The 19,379-nt window shown below is 67.8% G+C and carries 14 protein-coding genes and 1 tRNA gene; 8 read left to right on the top strand and 7 right to left on the bottom strand.

Features of this window, described 5'->3' with window-relative positions; all coding sequences use genetic code 11:
* Positions 1 to 906: acyl-CoA dehydrogenase family protein (locus tag NMI01S_RS06790; RefSeq protein WP_167669876.1), on the bottom strand; the 906-nt coding region annotated here is incomplete at its 3' end.
* A gap of 286 nt (positions 907 to 1,192) precedes the next feature.
* Between NMI01S_RS06790 and NMI01S_RS06795 the strand changes: the two genes are divergently transcribed.
* From NMI01S_RS06795 to NMI01S_RS06815, 5 genes are all read left to right on the top strand, one after another.
* On the top strand, positions 1,193 to 2,731 hold the full coding sequence (locus tag NMI01S_RS06795) for an arylsulfatase (protein ID WP_062995150.1): 1,539 nt from the start codon (positions 1,193 to 1,195) through the stop codon (positions 2,729 to 2,731).
* 2 nt (positions 2,732 to 2,733) lie between these two features.
* A complete protein-coding gene (locus NMI01S_RS06800) occupies positions 2,734 to 3,672 on the top strand; it encodes an HAD family hydrolase (protein ID WP_062995151.1) in 939 nt (312 codons plus the stop codon).
* A 69-nt stretch (positions 3,673 to 3,741) separates the two neighbouring features.
* The gene (locus NMI01S_RS06805) at positions 3,742 to 4,614 is read left to right on the top strand and encodes a formylglycine-generating enzyme family protein (RefSeq protein WP_062995159.1); all 873 of its coding nucleotides are present in this window, start codon (positions 3,742 to 3,744) and stop codon (positions 4,612 to 4,614) included.
* Between the two features lie 21 nt (positions 4,615 to 4,635).
* On the top strand, positions 4,636 to 5,241 hold the full coding sequence (locus NMI01S_RS06810; protein WP_062995160.1) for an alpha/beta hydrolase family protein: 606 nt from the start codon (positions 4,636 to 4,638) through the stop codon (positions 5,239 to 5,241).
* A gap of 124 nt (positions 5,242 to 5,365) precedes the next feature.
* A complete protein-coding gene (locus NMI01S_RS06815; protein ID WP_062995152.1) occupies positions 5,366 to 5,791 on the top strand; it encodes a hypothetical protein in 426 nt (141 codons plus the stop codon).
* A 17-nt stretch (positions 5,792 to 5,808) separates the two neighbouring features.
* Here the strand turns inward: NMI01S_RS06815 and NMI01S_RS06820 are convergent, their stop codons facing one another.
* From NMI01S_RS06820 to NMI01S_RS06835, 4 genes are all read right to left on the bottom strand, one after another.
* Positions 5,809 to 6,510 carry a class I SAM-dependent methyltransferase gene (locus NMI01S_RS06820; RefSeq protein ID WP_062995153.1) on the bottom strand — a complete coding sequence of 234 codons (702 nt, stop codon included), beginning with the start codon at positions 6,508 to 6,510 and terminating at the stop codon, positions 5,809 to 5,811.
* Between the two features lie 76 nt (positions 6,511 to 6,586).
* The gene (locus NMI01S_RS06825; RefSeq protein WP_439956237.1) at positions 6,587 to 7,699 is read right to left on the bottom strand and encodes a glycoside hydrolase family 183 protein; all 1,113 of its coding nucleotides are present in this window, start codon (positions 7,697 to 7,699) and stop codon (positions 6,587 to 6,589) included.
* A gap of 144 nt (positions 7,700 to 7,843) precedes the next feature.
* Positions 7,844 to 8,587: a crotonase/enoyl-CoA hydratase family protein gene (locus NMI01S_RS06830; RefSeq protein ID WP_062995155.1), complete on the bottom strand. Its 744-nt coding sequence runs from the start codon at positions 8,585 to 8,587 to the stop codon at positions 7,844 to 7,846.
* Between the two features lie 36 nt (positions 8,588 to 8,623).
* Positions 8,624 to 9,409 (bottom strand): alpha/beta fold hydrolase, encoded by a 786-nt coding sequence (locus tag NMI01S_RS06835; protein WP_062995156.1) that lies wholly within the window; start codon positions 9,407 to 9,409, stop codon positions 8,624 to 8,626.
* A 249-nt stretch (positions 9,410 to 9,658) separates the two neighbouring features.
* Between NMI01S_RS06835 and NMI01S_RS06840 the strand changes: the two genes are divergently transcribed.
* Positions 9,659 to 9,991 carry a hypothetical protein gene (locus NMI01S_RS06840; RefSeq protein ID WP_062995157.1) on the top strand — a complete coding sequence of 111 codons (333 nt, stop codon included), beginning with the start codon at positions 9,659 to 9,661 and terminating at the stop codon, positions 9,989 to 9,991.
* Between the two features lie 73 nt (positions 9,992 to 10,064).
* Positions 10,065 to 10,844, top strand: coding sequence for an enoyl-CoA hydratase-related protein (locus NMI01S_RS06845; RefSeq protein ID WP_062995158.1), 780 nt, complete (start codon positions 10,065 to 10,067; stop codon positions 10,842 to 10,844).
* Between the two features lie 57 nt (positions 10,845 to 10,901).
* On the opposite strand, the gene NMI01S_RS06850 is transcribed toward NMI01S_RS06845, so the two are convergent.
* Together NMI01S_RS06850 and NMI01S_RS06855 are read right to left on the bottom strand one after the other, a co-directional pair.
* Positions 10,902 to 11,201, bottom strand: a complete 300-nt coding sequence (locus tag NMI01S_RS06850) for a hypothetical protein (RefSeq protein WP_036506738.1) — start codon at positions 11,199 to 11,201, stop codon at positions 10,902 to 10,904.
* A gap of 399 nt (positions 11,202 to 11,600) precedes the next feature.
* A tRNA-Gly gene (locus tag NMI01S_RS06855) sits at positions 11,601 to 11,671 on the bottom strand.
* A gap of 805 nt (positions 11,672 to 12,476) precedes the next feature.
* Between NMI01S_RS06855 and NMI01S_RS06860 the strand changes: the two genes are divergently transcribed.
* The coding region (locus NMI01S_RS06860; protein ID WP_281186650.1) for a type I polyketide synthase at positions 12,477 to 19,379 on the top strand (6,903 nt) is incomplete at its 3' end.

Below are 19,379 nucleotides of genomic sequence, written 5' to 3' on the forward strand. Positions count from 1 at the left end.
CATCCGGGCGTTCTCGATCACGTCGAACATCTGCGCGATGCCGTTGTGGACCTCGCCGACCAGCCAGCCCTTGGCGGGCACGCCGTGGCCGCCGAAGGTGACCTCACAGGTGGCCGAAACCTTCAGGCCCATCTTGTGCTCGACGTTGGTGACGAACACGCCGTTGCGCTCACCCAGGGTCTGGTTCTCGAAGTCGAAGTGGAACTTCGGCACGAAGAACAGCGACAGGCCCTTGGTGCCCGGGCCGGCGCCCTCGGGGCGGGCCAGCACCAGGTGGAAGATGTTTTCGAACATGTCGTCGGAGTCACCGGAGGTGATGAACCGCTTGACACCCTCGATGTGCCAGGAGCCGTCCTCCTGCTGGATGGCCTTGGTGCGGCCGGCGCCGACGTCGGAACCCGCGTCGGGCTCGGTCAGCACCATGGTGGCGCCCCAGTTGCGCTCGACGGCGATCTCGGCCCACTTCTTCTGCTCGTCGGTGGCGTTGTTCCAGAAGATCTGACCGAACGGGCCGCCGGCGGCGTACATCGCGACGGCGGGGTTGGAGCCCAGGATCATCTCGTTGAGGGCCCAGACCACCGAACGCGGTGCGGGCAGGCCGCCCAGCTCCTCGTTCAGGCCGACCTTGTTCCAGCCGGCCTCTTCGTAGGCCTTGAAGGACTTCTTGAACGACTCCGGAATGGAGACGCTGTGGGTGGCGGGGTCGAACACCGGCGGGTTGCGGTCGGCGTCGGCGAAGGACTCGGCAACCGGGCCCTCGGCCAGGCGGCGTACCTCGTCGATGATGTTCTTGACCGTGTCGGTGTCCAGGTCACCGTAGGCGCCGGAATCCAGCACCGAGCCGATGCCCAGCACCTCGAAGAGGTTGAACTCCAGGTCGCGGACGTTGCTCTTGTAATGGCCCATCTCTGTTACTCACTCTCCGTTGAGTCGGTGCGGGTCGGTGTGTGCCGTTCCCGCCCATGTGTCTCCACACCGGGTAGTCGAACGGAATCTCCGCCTTCTACTCGCGGGTAACTTACACCGTATATTACCGATGAGTAATGGGCTTGGAAAGCGCTGACCGGGCGATGTGACGAGATGAACACGGGAACGGCGGCTCACCGCAATCACCCGTCGCGGGTGAGGTGTCCTCGGGCGGGTGCGGGCAGGGTTTCGGCAGGGTAGTTCACCTGCGCCGAAGGAGGCCGCTGTGCCGGATTCGAAGCCGAACATTCTGGTGATCTGGGGCGACGACATCGGGATCACCAATCTCAGCTGCTACAGCGACGGCCTGATGGGCTATCGGACGCCCAACATCGACCGGCTCGCCGAGGAGGGCATGCGGTTCACCGACTCCTACGGCGAACAGAGCTGCACGGCCGGGCGGGCCTCCTTCATCACCGGCCAGAGTGTCTATCGCACCGGCATGAGCAAGGTCGGGATGCCGGGCGCCGGTATCGGCCTGTCGCCGGAGGACCCGACCATCGCCGAACTGCTGAAACCGCTCGGCTACGCGACCGGGCAGTTCGGCAAGAACCACCTCGGCGACCTCAACAAGTTCCTGCCGACGGTCCGCGGGTTCGACGAATTCTTCGGCAACCTCTACCACCTGAACGCGGAGGAGGAACCCGAACTACCGGACTATCCGCACAAGGACACCTATCCGAGGCTGTACGAGCTGCAACGCCCGCGCGGGGTGCTGCACTCGTGGGCGACCGACGAGGACGACCCCACCGAGGACCCTCGTTTCGGGCGCGTCGGCAAGCAGCGCATCGAGGACACCGGCCCGCTGACCAAGAAGCGGATGGAGACGATCGACGAGGACGTGGCCGAGGCCTGCGTGGATTTCCTCACCCGCCGGAAGCAGGCGGGCACCCCGTTCTTCGTCTGGCTGAACTTCACCCACATGCATCTGCGCACGCATACGAAACCGGAGAGTGTCGGGCAGGCCGGATTCTGGCAGTCGCCGTACCACGACACGATGATCGACCACGACCGCAATGTGGGCCGTGTGCTCGATGCCCTCGACGAACTCGGGCTGGCCGACAACACGATCGTCATCTACAGCACCGACAACGGCCCGCACGCCAACACCTGGCCCGACGGCGCGACCACCCCGTTCCGCAGTGAGAAGGACACCAACTGGGAGGGTGCGTTCCGGGTGCCGCAGGTGATCCGCTGGCCGGGCCACATCGCCGCCCGTTCGATCTCCAACGACGTAGTGCAGCACCATGATTGGCTGCCGACCCTGCTCGCCGCGGCCGGTGAACCCGATGTGGTCGAGAAGCTGAAACAGGGATATGCGGTGGGGGACAGGACGTTCAAGGTCCACATCGACGGCTACAACCTGTTGCCGTACCTCACCGGCGAGGCCGAGCACAGCCCGCGGCGCGGCATGGTCTATTTCTCCGACGATTGCGATGTACTCGGAATTCGCTTCGAGAATTGGAAGATCGTGTTCATGGAGCAGCGCAAACAGGGCACGCTCGGTATCTGGGCCGAACCGTTCACCCCGCTGCGGGTGCCGAAACTGTTCAATCTGCGCACCGACCCGTTCGAGCGGGCCGACGTCACCTCCAACACCTACTGGGACTGGTTCCTCGACCACGACTACATCGCCTTGTACGGGACGGCCATCGCGACGGCGTTCCTCGACACGTTCAGGGAATTTCCGCCGCGTCAGAAACCGGCCACCTTCACCATCGATCAGGCGGTCGCGAAACTGCACGACTTCCTCGCCCGGGACTGACGATGGCGGTATCGCTGGAATCGTGGAACGACGGGGAAACCGTCTCCGCCATAGTCGATTTCGTCGCCCGGGTCACCGATCGCGACGGGCCCGGATACGTCGAGCCGTCCGCACGGATCGCGGTATTCGACAACGACGGCACCCTGTGGTGCGAGAAGCCGATGCCGATACAGCTTGATTTCACCACCCGGCGACTGGCCGAAATGGCGAAGCAGGAACCGGAATTGCGCACGCAACAGCCGTGGCGGGCGGCCTACGAGCAGGACCTGCAGTGGCTCGGCGCGGCGATGGTCAAGCACTATCACGGTGACGACGACGATCTGAAGTTGTTGATGGGTGCGGTGACTCGCGCCTTCGGTGAGATCACCGTCGAGGATTACGACGCGCGCGTGGCGGCATTCTTCGCGGATGCCGGCCACCCCACTCTCGGCCGCCCGTATCACGGCTGTGGTTTCGCGCCGATGGTCGAATTGCTGTGGTATCTGCGCGACAACGGATTCACCACCTACATCGCCTCCGGCGGCGACCGGGACTTCATGCGCCCGGTCGCGGGTGATCTCTACGGTGTGCCGCCGGAACGAGTGATCGGCAGCGCGCTCGGGCTGACCTATCGCGAACAGGAAGGCCGCGGCGACCTGCTCTACAAATCCGCGATGGACTTCTTCGACGACGGACCGGAGAAACCGATCCGAATCTGGAGCCGGATCGGCCGCCGTCCCATTCTGTCGGTCGGCAATTCCAACGGTGATCTGCCCATGCTGTCGTTCTCCGAACTCGCGGGCGCGCCGTCGCTGCGCATGCTCATCCTGCACGACGACGCCGAGCGCGAATTCGACTACGTCGCCGGCGCCGAGGATGCCCTCGCGCACGCGCGTCGCAACGACTGGACGGTGGTCAGCATGAAGAATGACTGGGCGCAGATCTTCACACCCGATTCGTAGGAACGGCCCGTGAATGTGAATATTTCGACCGCCACCGACGTACGGCAGATCCCCGCACAGACCTTCACCATGGGTTCCGACCGCCACTACCCGGAGGAGCGGCCCGCCCACCGGGTGGCCGTGGACGCCTTCGCCATCGAGACTCGGCAGGTCACCAACGCCCAGTACGAACGATTCGTCGTCGAGACCGGATACCGAACCGTCGCCGAACGTCCGCTCGATCCCGCCGCCTTCCCGGGGGCGCCGGTCGAGAACCTGCAACCCGGCTCGATGGTGTTCACCGCGACGTCCGGCCCGGTCGACCTGCGGCATCTGAACCTGTGGTGGCGCTGGACGCCGGGCGCCTCGTGGCGGCATCCCGAAGGACCCGGATCGTCGATCGCCGACCGGCCCGACCACCCGGTGGTCCATATCGCACACGAGGACGCCGCCGCCTACGCGATGTGGCAGGACCGGGCGCTGCCGACCGAGGCCCAGTGGGAAGCCGCGGCCCGCGGCGGGGTGGACGGCGCCGAATTCACCTGGGGGGAGCAGGGCGAAGCGGATGGTGCGAAACTGGCCAACTACTGGCACGGCGCCTTCCCGTGGCGCCCGGAGCCCGGCTACGGTCGCACCGCTGCCGTCGGTTCGTATCCGCCCAACGCTTACGGCCTGTTCGATATGGCCGGCAACGTATGGGAATGGACCGACGACTGGTACGCCGAACGCCATCCGGACGGCGGTGGGTGCTGCGTCCCGCGCAATCCGCGCGGTGGGGACCGGGAACGAAGTGTCGATCCGCGCCAGCCGCAGTTCCGGGTGCCGCGCAAGGTGATCAAGGGCGGTTCGTTCCTCTGCGCCGACAGTTACTGCCGCCGGTACCGGCCCGCGGCGCGGCGCCCGCAGATGATCGACACCGGCATGAGCCATATCGGCTTCCGGTGCGTGGTCGCGGCGGGCTGAACGGCGATTACCGTGGACAACGTGCGCATCGAGACGACGGCGGGGGATGCCGAGGTGGAGATCGAGCGGGGTACCGGCGATCGTTTTCTGCTGCTGCTCACCCACGGTTCCGGCGGCGGGGTCGAGGCCGGGGATCTGCTGGCCGTCCGCGATCGTGCGGTGGCGCTGGGCGGGGTCGTCGCGCGGGTGGTCCAGCCGTATCGAGTCGCCGGCCGCCGGGCGCCGGGGTCGGCGAGCGTGCAGGATGCGGCCTGGCTCGAGATCGTCGCCGCCCTGCGGGCACAGGTACCCGGCGTGGCGCTGATCCAGGGCGGTCGCAGCAACGGCGCCCGGGTCGCCTGCCGGACCGCCGTGGAAGCCGACGCGAAAGGCGTACTGGCACTGTCTTTCCCACTGCATCCGCCCGGCAAGCCGGAGAAGACGCGGCGTGACGAACTGGTGGCAGCGTCCGCGCACGTCGATGTGGTGGTGATCAACGGCGAGCGCGATCCCTTCGGCATTCCGGATCCCTCCGACGCGGCCGAGGTGAAAGTCGTTCCTCGCCAGCCGCATTCCTTCCGCGCCGGATTCGATCTGATCGCGCAGACGGTGGAACCGTGGCTGCGCCGATGGGCAACGCTGGATTGAGCGGAGCCGAAAACCTCTGCGGAACACGAAATCTCAGGTCCCATCTCCGGGAATACCCCGATGTCGTGCCGTCGTCCGCGAGGTAATTTCGACTGCGGTCGGGATTTCGAGAGGAGATTGATCCATGATCGCAGGCCCGCTTCGCGCCGCTCGTTGTCCCGCGGCCGGTTTCGCACTGGCTGTTTTCGCCGCGGCCGGTATCGCGTTCGCGTCCCTCGCCGGGGCGGGGGCGGCCGAGGCGAGCGTTCCGTGTGGCGCGGCCCCGCCGTGCAGCGCCGACGGCTTCGGCTCCGACGGGTTCGATGCCCAGGGCGTCGACCGATTCGGCCGCGATCGCTCGGGCTTCGATCGGTCCGGATACGACTCGTTCGGCCGCGACCGCTCGGGCTTCGACCGTTCCGGATACGACTCGCTCGGTTACGACCGGTTCGGGTACGACCGATTCGGCCGTGACCGCTTCGGCCGGGACCGATTCGGTGACGACCGGACCGCTCCGCCCGCACAGTCCCACGGACCGGCGCCGCTACCCACCGGCAGCGCCGGACTGTGAGGCGTCGCCACCCCGGATCACGTGTCCGGGGTGGCCGTCGCTTGCTCCTCCAGATCGGGCACGGTCGCGGTGGCCACCACGAGGGCGTCGATGGCGTCGCGCCCCTCGGTCTCGCGGATCACCCGCTGCGCGGTGTCGACCCGGATATGTTCTGCCGCAGCGAGATCCGCTACCACATCGTCGGGTGTGAACAGGATCGCCGGATCCTGCGGTCCGCCGTAACCGTCGGCGATGTTGGTGGTGTCGTGGCCGAGGACGAGCAGGGTGCCGCCCGGACTCAGCCGTTCGGCCGCCGAGAGCAGCAGGGTGCGCCGCTGTTCGGCCGGCAGGTGGATGTAGACGGCGAGAATCAGTTCGAACGGGCCGTCGATCCCGGCGCCGGCCAGGTCGGTGACGTCCGCGCATTGCCAGTCGATCCGGCTGCGCACCGACCGTGACAGCCGCGAGGCGACCGTGCGCCCCTTGTCGATGCCGACCTGGGAGAAATCGACCGCCCGCACCTGCCAGCCGTGCGTGGCCAGCCAGAGCGCGTGCCGCCCCTCGCCACATGCCAGATCCAGGGCACGCGGAAATTCCGGCGGCTCCTGCCCGGGCGCATCGGGAACCAGGTGGACGCGGCGCTCCAATCCGAAGATGTGCTCGACGACCGTCGCGTTCGGCGGTGCGCCCCACACCAACTCGCTCTGCGCATAGCGCTCGTCCCACTCGGCGGCGTCCATGGGGCGAGTCTAGCCAGGTGACAGCGCGACGCCCGGCCGAGCGGAACCCGGCCGGGCGTGGGCTGTTCGAGGCGAACTACAGCGTCGTGCGCATCAGGACGACGTTGTACTGGCTGTGCACCGTGGTGAGGAAATACAGCTCCCGCCCGGTCTGGTACGGGAAGATCGAGGGAGCGTACGCGGTCGGCAACTCGCGCGTATCGATCAGCACCTCGGGCGGACTCCACGGCCCCTCCGGGGAAGACGCCCGGCGCATCACCACCGAATTCCACGGATCGGTGGTCAGCATGACGAACTGCCCGAGGTAGTCGTTCCACATCACCGACATCTCGGCTACCCCGCCGGTGATCGGGCGGGCGGCGTTCACATCGTTCTTGCGCCAGGCGCCGCCGTCCCAATACTCGTATTCGGCGAGATTCTGGATGTCGTTGTCCCGCACGCGCGCGACGTAGGCGAAGTGATTGCGGCCCGACGGCGTGCCGTATTCGTACACCCAGCCGCCGCTCTTCACGAAGGCGTTCATCTGGAAGTTGGCATTGCCGCCCTCGTTGGGCCGGCGGGTGAAATCGAGGTCGGCCCAGGTTTCCCCGTTGTCGGCGGAAGCCGCCAGCCCCGAGTAGTTGGTGGTCCACTGGCCGACGTCGTCCCAGCTCTTCACCGACATCAGGCTCATGTACTGCACGCCGTTCACCGAGATTCCCGCGGTCGGGATGCGGCTGATCTCGATGAACGGAATCTTGGGGCTGGGAATCAGGTCCCGTGCCTGGCCGAACACGTCGCGCACGGCGCCGTCGAAATAGATGCCGCCCGAGGGATCCTGGGTGTGACTGCGCACGAGGATATTGCTGCGCCACGCCCAGAAACTGCCGGCCAGCAGATTCGGCAGCCCCACGCCGGCGGTATCGCCGAAGGCGGTGAGCATCTCGCCGCGGCCGTTGTCCCACATGATTCCCAGGTCGGTGCCGAGGACGTTGTAGTTCTCGGTGGCGTTCGGGCTGGCCATTCCGGTGACCTGGAATATCGCTCGCGAACGGCCGACCAGATTCGGTAATCCGGTGGTGCCGTTGAGAACCGGAATCGGGTTGATGGCATTCGGATTGGCGGCCGCGGGCGCGGTCACGGTCAGAAGTACGGCCGAGGCGCCCGCTATCGCGGACAGCAGGACGGATACGGTCTTGGACAAATGCAGCCCTTCCCGTTCTCGCCGATGCGCCCCCGTTCACCGGCTTCGCTGGCAAAGTGTGAAAATGCTAACAGCGAATCGCAGGTAAATGGGTTTTCCGCTCGCATTTTCGGGTAAATCCCGCGTCGGCGGGGTGTCCCTTTGTCGGATCTACCGACGGCCGAGGGCCTGCCGGACCAGAAGTGGTATCTGCGTCGCCCGTTCGATTCCCAGGGTGCGGCGGGTGCCCGCATGCCAGGTGCGCTCGAACAGTCGCTTGGCGGCGGCGACAGCGGGTGCCGGGCGCGCCGCGATGCGATCGGCCAATGTCTCGGCATCGGCGCGCGGATCCTCGCTGACCTCGGTGATCAATCCGATCCGGGCGGCATAGGCGGCGTCGACGGGGTCGGCGGTCATGGTGAGCAGCAGCGCCTTGTCCACGCCGATCAGGCGCGACAACGTGACCGCGCCCGACATATCGGGAATCAGGCCGTGGGCGACTTCCATCACGGCGAAATCGGAATCCGGTGTGGCGAAACGGATATCGGCGGCCAACGCCAATTGCAGTCCGCCGCCGAAACAATGGCCGTGCACCGCCGCGATCACCGGCTGCGGCAGTCGCCGCCACGCAAAGCACGCCTCCTGAAAGGCATTGGTGCCCAGCCACGGTAGCGGCAGGAAATTGCGCACGATACTCAGCGGGTCGCCGGTCGCCTTCGCGATATCCAGACCACTGGAGAAACTGGGCCCGTTGCCGGCGAGGATGACGGAGCGAATCTCGTCGCGTTTTCCGATCACCCGTGCCACCCGCACGAGATCGTTCAACATGTCGATGGTGAGCCCGTTGTGTTTGTCCGGCCGGTCGAGTTCGACGTAGGCACGATCACCGTCGAAGGTCAGGGATACGTCGCTCATCGCTCACTCCGTGCTGATCGGGTCGGCCGCCCGCGGTTACCCGTGGGTAGGCATCTGCTCGAGGATTATCTTCGCGCAACCGGCAGGGTCGTCGTAGAACGGGGTGTGGCCGCTGCCCGGCAGGGTGACGTGCCGGGCCCGGGGAAGCCACTGCCGCGCCCGCCGGCTCTGCGTCCGATAGGTGAGCAGGATGTCGCGGTTGCCCCAGGCGATCGTGACCGGAATGCGGGCCAGCCGCCCGCCGTCGCGCAGCCGCGCGTGATCGAAAGAGGCCAGGGCCGAACGGAATCCGGGGGCGCCGAGGACACCGTCCACGGTCGCTACCGCGGTCCGGGTGTCCAGCGCCCACGGCCGGCCGAACACGATGCTCAGGAATGCGGTCCGCCCGGCCGGCGTGCCGAGGATGACCGGCAGCTGCTTGCGCAGCCCCCGGCCCAGGGTGGCCGCGCGGCCGAGCGCCTGCTGACACCAGATGCGCCCGGCGTCGGACCAGAAACCGATCGGTGAATACGCGGTCACCGAACTCGCCACACCGCGTGCGCCGAGGTTCAGCGCGATCAGTCCGCCCATGGAGTTGCCGGCGAGGTGGGCACGTTCCAGGCCCTGTTCGGTGAGGAACGCGTGCACGGCGTCGGTGAGGGTGTCGACCGTGGTGTGCGGTAGCGGGTCGGTCCCGCCGAAACCGGGAAGGTCGACCGCGATGACGTCGAAATGGGCCGCCAGCGTGTCGATGACCGGTTCCCACACCTGCCAGCGACTGCCGACGCCGTGGATCAGGACCAGTGGTTCACCGGTGCCGACCCGGTGATGGTTCAACATCATTCGAAACTCCCGCACCGAGACTCGGACGCCGACGAGGAACGGGGACACCCTAGCAATCATTGACGCAACGCCAACAGAGGTCGCGGCCCCGCGGACGGCGGCTCCGTGAGCGGCGCCGTTGTGAAGGCTCCGTGTTCGCGACGCTCGGACTGTTGTCCGGCCGCGTGATGCGGCAGTATCACCTGCGCGGTTCGTGTCCGGTTCCGCCGGAGCGCGCCATAGCTGATACGCCTGAGAATTGAGGAACAGTTGAGGATTTCGCTGATCGCCGCCGTCTGCATCGCCCTGCCGCTGCTGGGTGCGTGCGGCTCCGACAAGGATTCGGAGCCGACCGTCACCCAGGCCGACCTGTCGAAATCCCTGCAGTCCAGCGGCCTCAAAGATGCGAAACTCGCCGATTGCGCCGCCAAACTCTATGTGGACGAAGGCATTTCGCAGGACGGCCTGCGCAAGATGACCAAGCCCGGCAGCAACGCCCAGGTGGCCGACGGTTCGATGGGCGGCCTGAGCAAGGAGGACTCCGACAAGGCGCGCGCGGCCACGCAGAAGATCGCGACCACCTGCGTCGGGGCGCCGCAGTAGCACCGCGCGACGATCACCGATCGCTCGACGAGTTCGCCCGCCCGAACGGCTCCGGACCGATCTACCGTGGGGTATGGCCACTGCGGAGTACCAGCACCTGCTCGTCGAGCGCAACGGTGAAACCGTTCGCATCACGATGAATCGGCCGGACCGGCGCAATGCGCTCTCGGCCGAGCATCTGAGGGAGTTGTCGTCGGCATTTCGCTGGGCGGGCGGCAGTGATGCCAGCGGGATCGTCCTGGCCGCGAACGGTCCCGTCTTCTCCGCCGGGCACGATTTCGCCGATGTCGCCGCCCGCGACCTGCTCGGTGTCCGCGACCTGCTGACCCTGTGCACCGAGGTCATGTCGGCCGTCGAATCCGTGCCCCAGGTCGTGGTCGCGCGCGTGCACGGCCTGGCGACCGCCGCCGGATGCCAGCTGGTGGCCTCCTGCGATCTCGCCGTGGCCGCCGAATCGGCCGGCTTCGCCCTCCCGGGCGGTAAGGGCGGCTGGTTCTGCCACACCCCGGCCGTTCCGGTGGCTCGGGCGATCGGCCGCAAACGCCTCATGGAACTCGCCCTCACGGGCGATCCGATCGATGCCCGCACCGCCGCCGACTGGGGTCTGATCAATCGCGCCGTCCCCGACGCCGATCTCGATCGAGCGGTCACCGACCTGCTCACCAGGGCCACCCGCGGTAGCCGGGCGAGTAAGGCGCTGGGCAAGCGGACGCTGTATGCCCAGCTCGACCGCCCGGAGGACGACGCCTACGCGATCGCGCTCGAGGTCATGGCCGCCGCCTCCCAGCTGCCCGGTGCCCGCGAGGGTATGGATGCGTTCCTGAACAAGCGCACACCGATCTGGCCGGACTAGGCCGGCCTCGGCGGGAGGGCGCCGATTCGGCCGCGATCGAGCCGAATCGGCGTCGGTCTAGTGCCCCGCGGTGTTCGGGTCCTGCTGGGCGAGCACGAAGGTGCCCTGCCCGTCCGGGCCCAGTCCGGTGTCGAGAATCTTGTCGTCCAGGAAGTCGACGACGTGCTCGTCGAGGAAGACCCGCGGGCCTTCCGCGTTGAGCACCTGATCCTGGTCCGACGGCCCCGCGGCTACTGCGAGCTGCAGCGTCTCGGCGCCGTCGTTGGTGGAGATGCGAAGTCCCGCATCGTCGGGCATTCCATCCGCGGAGGTGATGGTGCGAACGGCCTCGATGGCAGTGGGCGTGAGCATGAGCATCTGTCCGGTTTCCTTCCGCCGTCGTCACAGGTCACGGTCGGTGCGACAGTCACGTGCCGTGGGCCGGCCGATCAACCCGGCCGGCAGTCGTCCACGGCACCGGCACCTCCGGAGGGGTAGCCACGATCCGCCCCGCCTAACCTCTGCGCCGGAATCGATCCGGTACGAACCCTTCGTTTCGGTTGTCCGCGGTAGGTGGTACTACCGCGTTCACCGCCGCCGTGTGGTGGATCGATTCGGCGTTCGGTATCAACCTCGGCATCGGCTGACGCCTCGGACGAGTGACATCGGCCGCCGGTTACTCGCCGGTGGCCGATGCTTATGGGGGACAGGGGATTTCGTTCGTGAGCCCGCAGGCGTATCGCGTAGCCGAAGGACGGTATCGCGGGGGAGAAAGAGAGCCGGTGACGGGAATCGAACCCGCACTCTCAGCTTGGGAAGCTGATGTTCTACCACTAAACTACACCGGCCGGTGCGTGAGGCACTGCAGAGAAGATAGCAGAGGCCGTCCCCGCGGTCACAACTTCCCATCCAGAACGGCCTGACCGGGCGATCGGCCCGCACCACCACCGGGTCCGTAGCTGGGAACCCCGCCGCCACCCGCTGACCGGGCCACGCGGCGTTGCCCGCCACTGGCCGACCAGCGCCCGGAAACCAATCCGAAACCGAACAGGCCAGGCCGAAGGCCCGACGAAGACTATTCCCTGTGTTGGTGATAGTAATTGTGAACATTCGGGCAATAATGATATGGCCCCGATTTATGCAAAGTGCGTATCCGGATTGTGGCGCACCGGAGAAGTCGTCGTGAAGAATTCCGCCAACGGTTGCGGGAATTCGATTCGACTGGCAGGCTAACCCTCAGCGCAATCTGGACACTCGTCCTGCGACTGTTGGTTGGCGATGAGAGATTTTGGTGAGCGATGATTTCGTCCTTTCAACAGGGGGAACAGGGGTACGTTCTGTGCGTGGCGGTCGACGCGCCGGCGCCGTGGCTGTCCATGTACTCGACGTATGGGTGAAAAGTAACGCCTATCGGGCGAATCGGTGACGTGCGGGCAAACTTCCATAAACCGAATTGCCCGGCATATCTTTTCTGATCTTGCGCGCATTCCGTTCGTTCGCGTAATGGTCCTGTTCGGGTCGAATACGACCGAATCGGATTCCCCGAAAATCCTGTCTTTGCCGTGGTCGTGAACATGTGCCGACCACCCGTTCAACCCGCACCGCATCTGGGTGCCGGGTCTGTTTGTCAACCCCGAAATCTGGATGTGAGACGTGGACACAAGCGCCGGTGATTCGTCCGACCGCATGATGGAGTACCTGAAGAAGGTCACGGTCGAGCTCATGACGACCCGCGACGACCTGACGCGGTTGCGGGAGAAGCAGGACGAGCCGATCGCGATCGTCGGGATGAGCTGCCGGTATCCCGGCGGGGTCGAGTCGCCGGGGCAGCTGTGGGAACTGGTCGCCTCCGGGACCGACGCCGTCGGTGACTTCCCGCGTGACCGCGGGTGGGATCTCGACAATCTCTACGATCCCGACCCGGACCGATTCGGGAAGGTCTACACGCGGGCCGGCGGGTTCCTTTCCGGCGCGGGTGATTTCGATGCGGGGTTCTTCGGGATCGGGCCGCGGGAGGCGGCGGCGATGGATCCGCAGCAGCGGTTGTTGTTGGAGGCGTCGTGGGAGGCGTTGGAGTCGGCGGGGATCGATCCGACGTCGTTGCGCGGCAGCGACACCGGCGTTTTCGCGGGTGTCATGTACGAGGACTACGAACACACCGCGCGGGCGGCGGGCCCGATCGCCGAGGGCTATGCGGGAGTCGGGTCCACCGGCAGCGTGGTGTCGGGTCGGGTCGCCTACTCGCTGGGACTGGAGGGTCCGGCGATTTCCGTCGACACGGCCTGTTCGTCGTCGCTGGTGGCCATTCACCTGGCCTGCCAGGCCTTGCGCCGCGGGGAGACGTCGCTGGTCTTGGCCGGCGGCGTCACCGTGATGTCGACGCCCTTCCTGTTCGTGGAGTTCTCTCGGCAGCGCGGGCTGGCACCGGACGGCCGGTGCAAATCCTTCGCGGCGTCCGCGGATGGTGTGGGGTGGGCCGAGGGTGTGGGTGTGTTGGTGTTGGAGCGGTTGTCGGATGCGCGGCGGTTGGGTCATGAGGTGTTGGCGGTGGTGCGGGGGAGTGCTGTCAATCAGGATGGTGCGTCGAATGGTTTGACGGCGCCGAATGGTCCGTCGCAGGAGCGGGTGATTGCGGCGGCGTTGGCGAGTGCGGGGTTGGCGCCGGGGGATGTGGACGCGGTCGAAGCACACGGCACCGGGACCACACTGGGGGATCCGATCGAGGCCCAGGCCTTGATCACCGCGTATGGGCACAACCGTGCACAGCCCCTGCTGCTGGGTTCGTTGAAGTCGAATATCGGCCATGCCCAGGCGGCGGCCGGCGTGGCCGGTGTGATCAAGATGGTGGAGGCGCTGCGACACGAGACGTTGCCACGGACGTTGCATGTGGATGCGCCGTCCCCGCATGTGGATTGGTCGGCCGGCGCGGTGCGCCTGCTGACGGAGGAGCAGCACTGGCCGGCGGGCGAGCGCGTGCGCCGGGCGGGCGTGTCCTCCTTCGGGATCAGCGGGACCAATGCCCACCTGATCCTGGAGGAGGCCCAGCAACCGGCCCCGCGGATCGCCGAAGATTCGGAGCAGACCACCGGGGTGGCAGTTGCGCCGCTGCTGATCTCGGCGAAGACCGATGACGCGCTGCGTGCCCAGGCGGCGCGACTGCGGCGCTGGCTGGCCGACAACCCGGATGTCGATCTGTGGCGGGTGGCGGCGACGCTCACCGAACACCGAGCCCAGCTCAGCCACCGCGGCGCGGTCGTCGGTCGGGACCACAACGAACTGCTGGCCGGATTGGACGAACTGGTGTCAGGTCGGTCGGCGCCGGGTACCGCGGTGGGCAGAGCGGGCACCGGGAAGACCGCATTCCTGTTCACCGGACAGGGCGCGCAACGGGTGCGGATGGGCGCCGAACTCGCCGCGGCCTTCCCGGTTTTCGACGCGGCATTGGCAGAGGTCTGCGCCGAGCTCGACCGGCATCTCGACGGTCACCTGCGTGACGTCCTGGACGGGACGGAAGGTCACCTGGACCGCACGGAATGGACCCAACCGGCATTGTTCGCCTTCGAGGTGGCCTTGTTCCGGCTCCTGGAGTCCTTCGGCGTGAGCGCGGATGCGGTGGTCGGGCACTCGATCGGCGAGTTGGTCGCGGCTTACGTCGCCGGCGTGTGGTCGTTGGCGGATGCCTGTGCGCTGGTGGCCGCGCGCGGCCGGCTGATGGGTGGGCTGCCGGCGGGCGGCGCCATGCTCGCGGCGGCGGTCGGGGAGCGACGCGCCCTCGAGATCTTGGCCGCGGCCGATGACCGGATTTCGATCGCGGCGGTGAACGGGCCGGCCGCGGTCGTCTTCTCCGGTGACACCGTAGCGATCGACGCGATCGCGCAGCGACTGACCGACGAGGGCGTCAAGACCTCACGGCTGCGGGTCAGTCATGCGTTCCACTCGGCGCACATGGATCCCATGCTGGATGACTTCCGTGCTGTCGCACGGCGTCTCACCTACCACGCACCGACGATTCCGATCGTCTCCGATGTCCTGGGCGCCGAGGTCGGCGCCGAACTCACCGATCCCGAGTACTGGGTGCGGCAGGTGCGCGAGGGCGTGCGCTTCGCACCGGGGATCGAGACGTTGGTCGGCAGTGGGGTGCGGACCTTCGTCGAGGTCGGCCCCGATGCCGTCCTCGCGGCGATGACCCGGCAGTGCCTGACCGAATCACCCGAGCCCGAAGCGGAATACGTCGTGGTGGCCACCGCCCGGCGCAGCGGTGACGAGGTCGGCCGATACCTGTCCGCGCTGACGCAGCTTCATGTGTCGGGTGTGAACGTCGACTGGCGGCCGCTGTACCGTGGCCGTGATTGCGAGCGAGTCACCGTGCCCACCTACGCCTTCCAGCGGCAACGGTATTGGCTGGAACCGCTGGCGCGGGATGGGGCCGGCGGATCGGATCATCCGATCCTGACCGGTGCGGTGTCGCCCGCGGGCCGAGACGAACGGCTGTTCACCGGCCGGGTGTCGGTGCAGGCCCAGCCGTGGCTGAACGATCACGCCGTCTTCGGGTCGGCCCTGTTGCCCGGCGCCGCCTTCGTGGACCTGGCGTTGACCGCCGGCGAGCGGATCGGCACCGGTTTCATCGAAGAATTGCTCCTGCAGTCACCGCTGCCGATCACCGAGGATCCGATCGAGCTCCAACTCGTGGCCGACCCCGCCGACGACGACGGTCGCCGTCGATTCGTGATCTACTCGCGACCGCTCACCGCGGATACCGCACCGGCCGAGTGGGTGTCGCACGCGCACGGGGTACTCGCCCCGGTTCCGGATGTCGCGCCGGATGCGGATTTGGACCGCCCGTGGCCGCCGGCCGAGGCGGAGTCCGTGTCGGTCGACGACCTCTACGACCGGCTCGCCGAGCTGGGGTTGGCCTACGGTCCGGTATTCCAGCGCGTCGGCGCGGCCTGGCGTGACGGCGACGCGGTGTCGGCAGAATTGTCGGAGTTGTCGGACACCGGTGAAACCGAAAGCGTCTCAGACGGTTTCGGAATTCACCCGGCCCTGCTGGACGCAGCGTTCCACGCGGGAATCACCGAGCTCGCGGATATACCGGAGGGCCGGGTGCCGCTGCCGTTCTCCTTCACCGGTATTCGTCTGCACCGACCCGGGGCGCGCGCCGCCCGGGTACGGCTCGAACGGCTCGGTGCGGGACGGATCCGGGTGGCCATCGCCGACGAATCGGGCGCCCCGGTGCTGGATCTCGAATCGCTGACGATACGGCCGATGGCTGTCGGCGCACTGGAAACCGGTGCGCTGCGCCGCGCGACGCTGTCCGAGATCGAGTGGGTCGCACTCGGCGCGCCGGCCGACCACGGCATCGACGCGACCGAGGTCGCGGCCCTCGGCGGTGCCCGCATCACGGGTGTCGACACCGCCGGTGAGCTGGACGAGTTGCTCGACGGCCGGAAGCCGCCGCGGCTCGTCGTCTGGTCGCCCGCGGGCGAACCGGAGGACGACATTCCCGCTCGCACCGAGGCGTGGGTCCGGTCCGCGCTCCGGTTGCTGCGGGCGTGGCAGTCCGAAACCCGGTGGAGCGATACGCGTTTGGTGGTCGCCACCCGCGGAGCGGTCGGCGTCGGCACCGAAATGCCCGACCTCGCGGCAGCAGCCGTCCAGGGTCTGGCCAGGAGCGCGCAGGCCGAAATTCCGGGACGAATTATTCTGCTGGACAACGATGCCGACGGCCCGGCCGAGTTGCCGATCGCCACCGTGGCCGCGGTCGCGGCCGCGGACGAACCGCAACTGGTTTCGCGGGGTGGCGCGCTGTTGGCGCCCCGGCTGCGCAAATCCGCCGCTGCGGTAGGCGATCCGGCGGTTCTCGGCACCGGTGCGGTGCTGATCACCGGTGGCACCGGCGGCCTGGGCGCGGAGGTGGCCCGCCATCTCGTCGCCGCGCACGGTGTGCGTCGCCTAGTGCTGGTGTCGCGGCGCGGCGAGCGCGCCGCGGGCTGCCCGGAACTGGTCGCCGACCTGACCGCAGCCGGTGCACGGGTGCGAGTGGAGGCGTGCGATGTCGGGGACCGGCACGCCCTGACGTCGATGCTGGCCGGTCTACCGGCGGACTTCACGCCGGATGCGGTGATCCACTCGGCGGGTGTACTCGATGACGGAACCATCGAAACCCTGTCCGACGAACAGGTTTCGCGGGTGCTGTCCGCGAAGGCGGACGCCGCGTGGTATCTGCACGAGGCGACGCGAGGCGCGAGTCTGTCCGCCTTCGTGCTGTTCTCCTCGATCGCGGGAGTGGCAGCGACCGCGGGGCAGGGCAACTACGCCGCGGCGAATGCCTTCCTCGACGCGCTGGCGGTGCGCCGCCGCGCCGAAGGGCTGCCGGCGGTCTCGATCGCCTGGGGCTCGTGGCATCAGGGCGGCGGTATGACCAGCGGTTTGGACGCCGCCGCGATGGCGCGCCTGAGCCGGCTCGGGGTCCGTCCGCTGGCGACGGCCGACGGTCTGGCCTTGTTCGACCGCGCGCTCGCCGCGCCGGCGGCGGCCGTGGTCGCCACCGAATTCGACCACGAAGCCCTTGCCGTGCAAGCCCGCGAGGGCACACTGCCGAGTTTGCTGCGATCGCTCGTGTCGGTGCCCGTGCGCCGGTCCCACGGCGCGGACGCGACGCTGGCGCGACGATTGGCCCAGGCACCCGAAACCGAGCATGCGGCGATCGTGCTCGACCTGGTGCGGGAACAGGCGGCCGGTGTGCTCGGGCACGTGTCGGGCGAGGCCATCGATCCCACCGCACCGTTCAGCGATCTGGGCTTCGATTCCCTTGCGGGCGTGGAATTCCGGAATCGGCTCAGCCGCGTCACCGGTGTGCAGTTGCCCTCGACGCTGGTCTTCGATCACCCCACCGCGGCGGCGGTCGCGGCACTGGTCCGCGAGCGGGTGGCCGGTGCCGCCCAGCGCCCGGTCCGCGCGGCCCGGCGCGTCCGCACCGACGAGCCGATCGCGATCGTCGGGATGAGCTGCCGGTATCCCGGTGGTGTCGGTTCGCCGCAGGAATTGTGGCAACTGGTGGCCGCGGGTACCGATGCCATCGGGGAGTTTCCGCGCGATCGCGGCTGGGACCTGGATGCGCTGTTCCATCCGGACCCGTCGCATTCGGGCACGTCCTATCTGGACCGTGGTGGATTCCTGTCCGGCGTCGGTGATTTCGATGCGGCGTTCTTCGGGATCGGGCCGCGGGAGGCGGCGGCGATGGATCCGCAGCAGCGGTTGTTGTTGGAGGCGTCGTGGGAGGCGTTGGAGTCGGCGGGGATCGATCCGACGTCGTTGCGCGGCAGCGACACCGCCGTGTTCACCGGCGTCTCCTATCAGGACTACGAGGAGATCGCCAAGGCCGCGGGCGCGGCTGCCGAAGGATATGTCGGCACCGGATCGACCAGCAGCGTGCTGTCGGGGCGGGTGGCCTACACCCTCGGGCTGGAGGGTCCGGCGGTCACCGTGGACACGGCCTGTTCGTCCTCGCTGGTGTCCATTCATCTGGCCTGTCAGGCCTTGCGTCACGGCGAGACCTCGCTGGTGCTGGCCGGTGGCGCCCAGGTGATGTCGACGCCGTTCATGTTCGTGGAGTTCTCTCGGCAGCGGGGACTGTCCCGGGACGGACGATGCAAGGCGTTCTCGGGCTCCGCGGATGGTGTGGGGTGGGCCGAGGGTGTGGGTGTGTTGGTGTTGGAGCGGTTGTCGGATGCGCGGCGGTTGGGTCATGAGGTGTTGGCGGTGGTGCGGGGGAGTGCTGTCAATCAGGATGGTGCGTCGAATGGTTTGACGGCGCCGAATGGTCCGTCGCAGGAGCGGGTGATTGCGGCGGCGTTGGCGAGTGCGGGGTTGGCGCCGGGGGATGTGGACGCGGTCGAAGCACACGGCACGGGCACGCCGCTGGGTGATCCGATCGAGGCGCAGGCGCTGATCGCCACCTACGGGCAGGACCGCACCGACGCGCTGTGGGTCGGCTCGTTGAAGTCGAATATCGGGCATGCGCAGGCGGCGGCCGGCGTGGCCGGTGTGATCAAGATGGTGGAGGCGCTGCGACACGAGACGTTGCCGCGGACGTTGCATGTGGATGCGCCGTCCCCGCATGTGGATTGGTCGGCCGGCGCGGTGCGCCTGCTCACCGAGGACCGCCCGTGGCCGGCATCGCCGGAACGGGTGCGGCGGGCGGGTGTGTCCGCCTTCGGAATCAGCGGCACCAACGCGCACGTCATCATCGAAGAGGCCCCTGCCCGGCCCGGTCGCGCCGCCACCGGGGAGACCGTCGGGGCACCGGTCGCGGACGGTCTGCTTCCGGTGCTGCTGTCGGCCAAAACCGAAGCGGGACTGCGTGATCAGGCCGCGCGGCTGCACGACTGGCTGCTCGAACGGCCGGATCTGGAGCCGGTGGATGTCGCCTATTCGCTGCTCACCACCCGCACCCGGTTCGAGCGGCGGGCCGTGGTGGTGGCGGCCGACCGGGAGACGATGCTCGCCGGTCTGTCCGATATCGCGGCCGGGAAGTCCGGCCCGACAACGGTCGAA

Origin of the sequence: Nocardia mikamii NBRC 108933, assembly GCF_001613505.1 — a bacterium.
GTDB lineage: Bacteria > Actinomycetota > Actinomycetes > Mycobacteriales > Mycobacteriaceae > Nocardia > Nocardia mikamii.

Excerpts from the sequence above, each read along its gene's own strand:
- NMI01S_RS06820 (WP_062995153.1), bottom strand. The coding sequence starts at position 6,510 with ATGGACGCCGCCGAGTGGGACGAGCGCTATGCGCAGAGCGAGTTGGTG.
- NMI01S_RS06800 (WP_062995151.1), top strand. The coding sequence starts at position 2,734 with ATGGCGGTATCGCTGGAATCGTGGAACGACGGGGAAACCGTCTCCGCC.
- NMI01S_RS06815 (WP_062995152.1), top strand. The coding sequence starts at position 5,366 with ATGATCGCAGGCCCGCTTCGCGCCGCTCGTTGTCCCGCGGCCGGTTTC.
- NMI01S_RS06835 (WP_062995156.1), bottom strand. The coding sequence starts at position 9,409 with ATGATGTTGAACCATCACCGGGTCGGCACCGGTGAACCACTGGTCCTG.
- NMI01S_RS06850 (WP_036506738.1), bottom strand. The coding sequence starts at position 11,201 with ATGCTCATGCTCACGCCCACTGCCATCGAGGCCGTTCGCACCATCACC.
- NMI01S_RS06830 (WP_062995155.1), bottom strand. The coding sequence starts at position 8,587 with ATGAGCGACGTATCCCTGACCTTCGACGGTGATCGTGCCTACGTCGAA.
- NMI01S_RS06845 (WP_062995158.1), top strand. The coding sequence starts at position 10,065 with ATGGCCACTGCGGAGTACCAGCACCTGCTCGTCGAGCGCAACGGTGAA.
- NMI01S_RS06805 (WP_062995159.1), top strand. The coding sequence starts at position 3,742 with ATGGGTTCCGACCGCCACTACCCGGAGGAGCGGCCCGCCCACCGGGTG.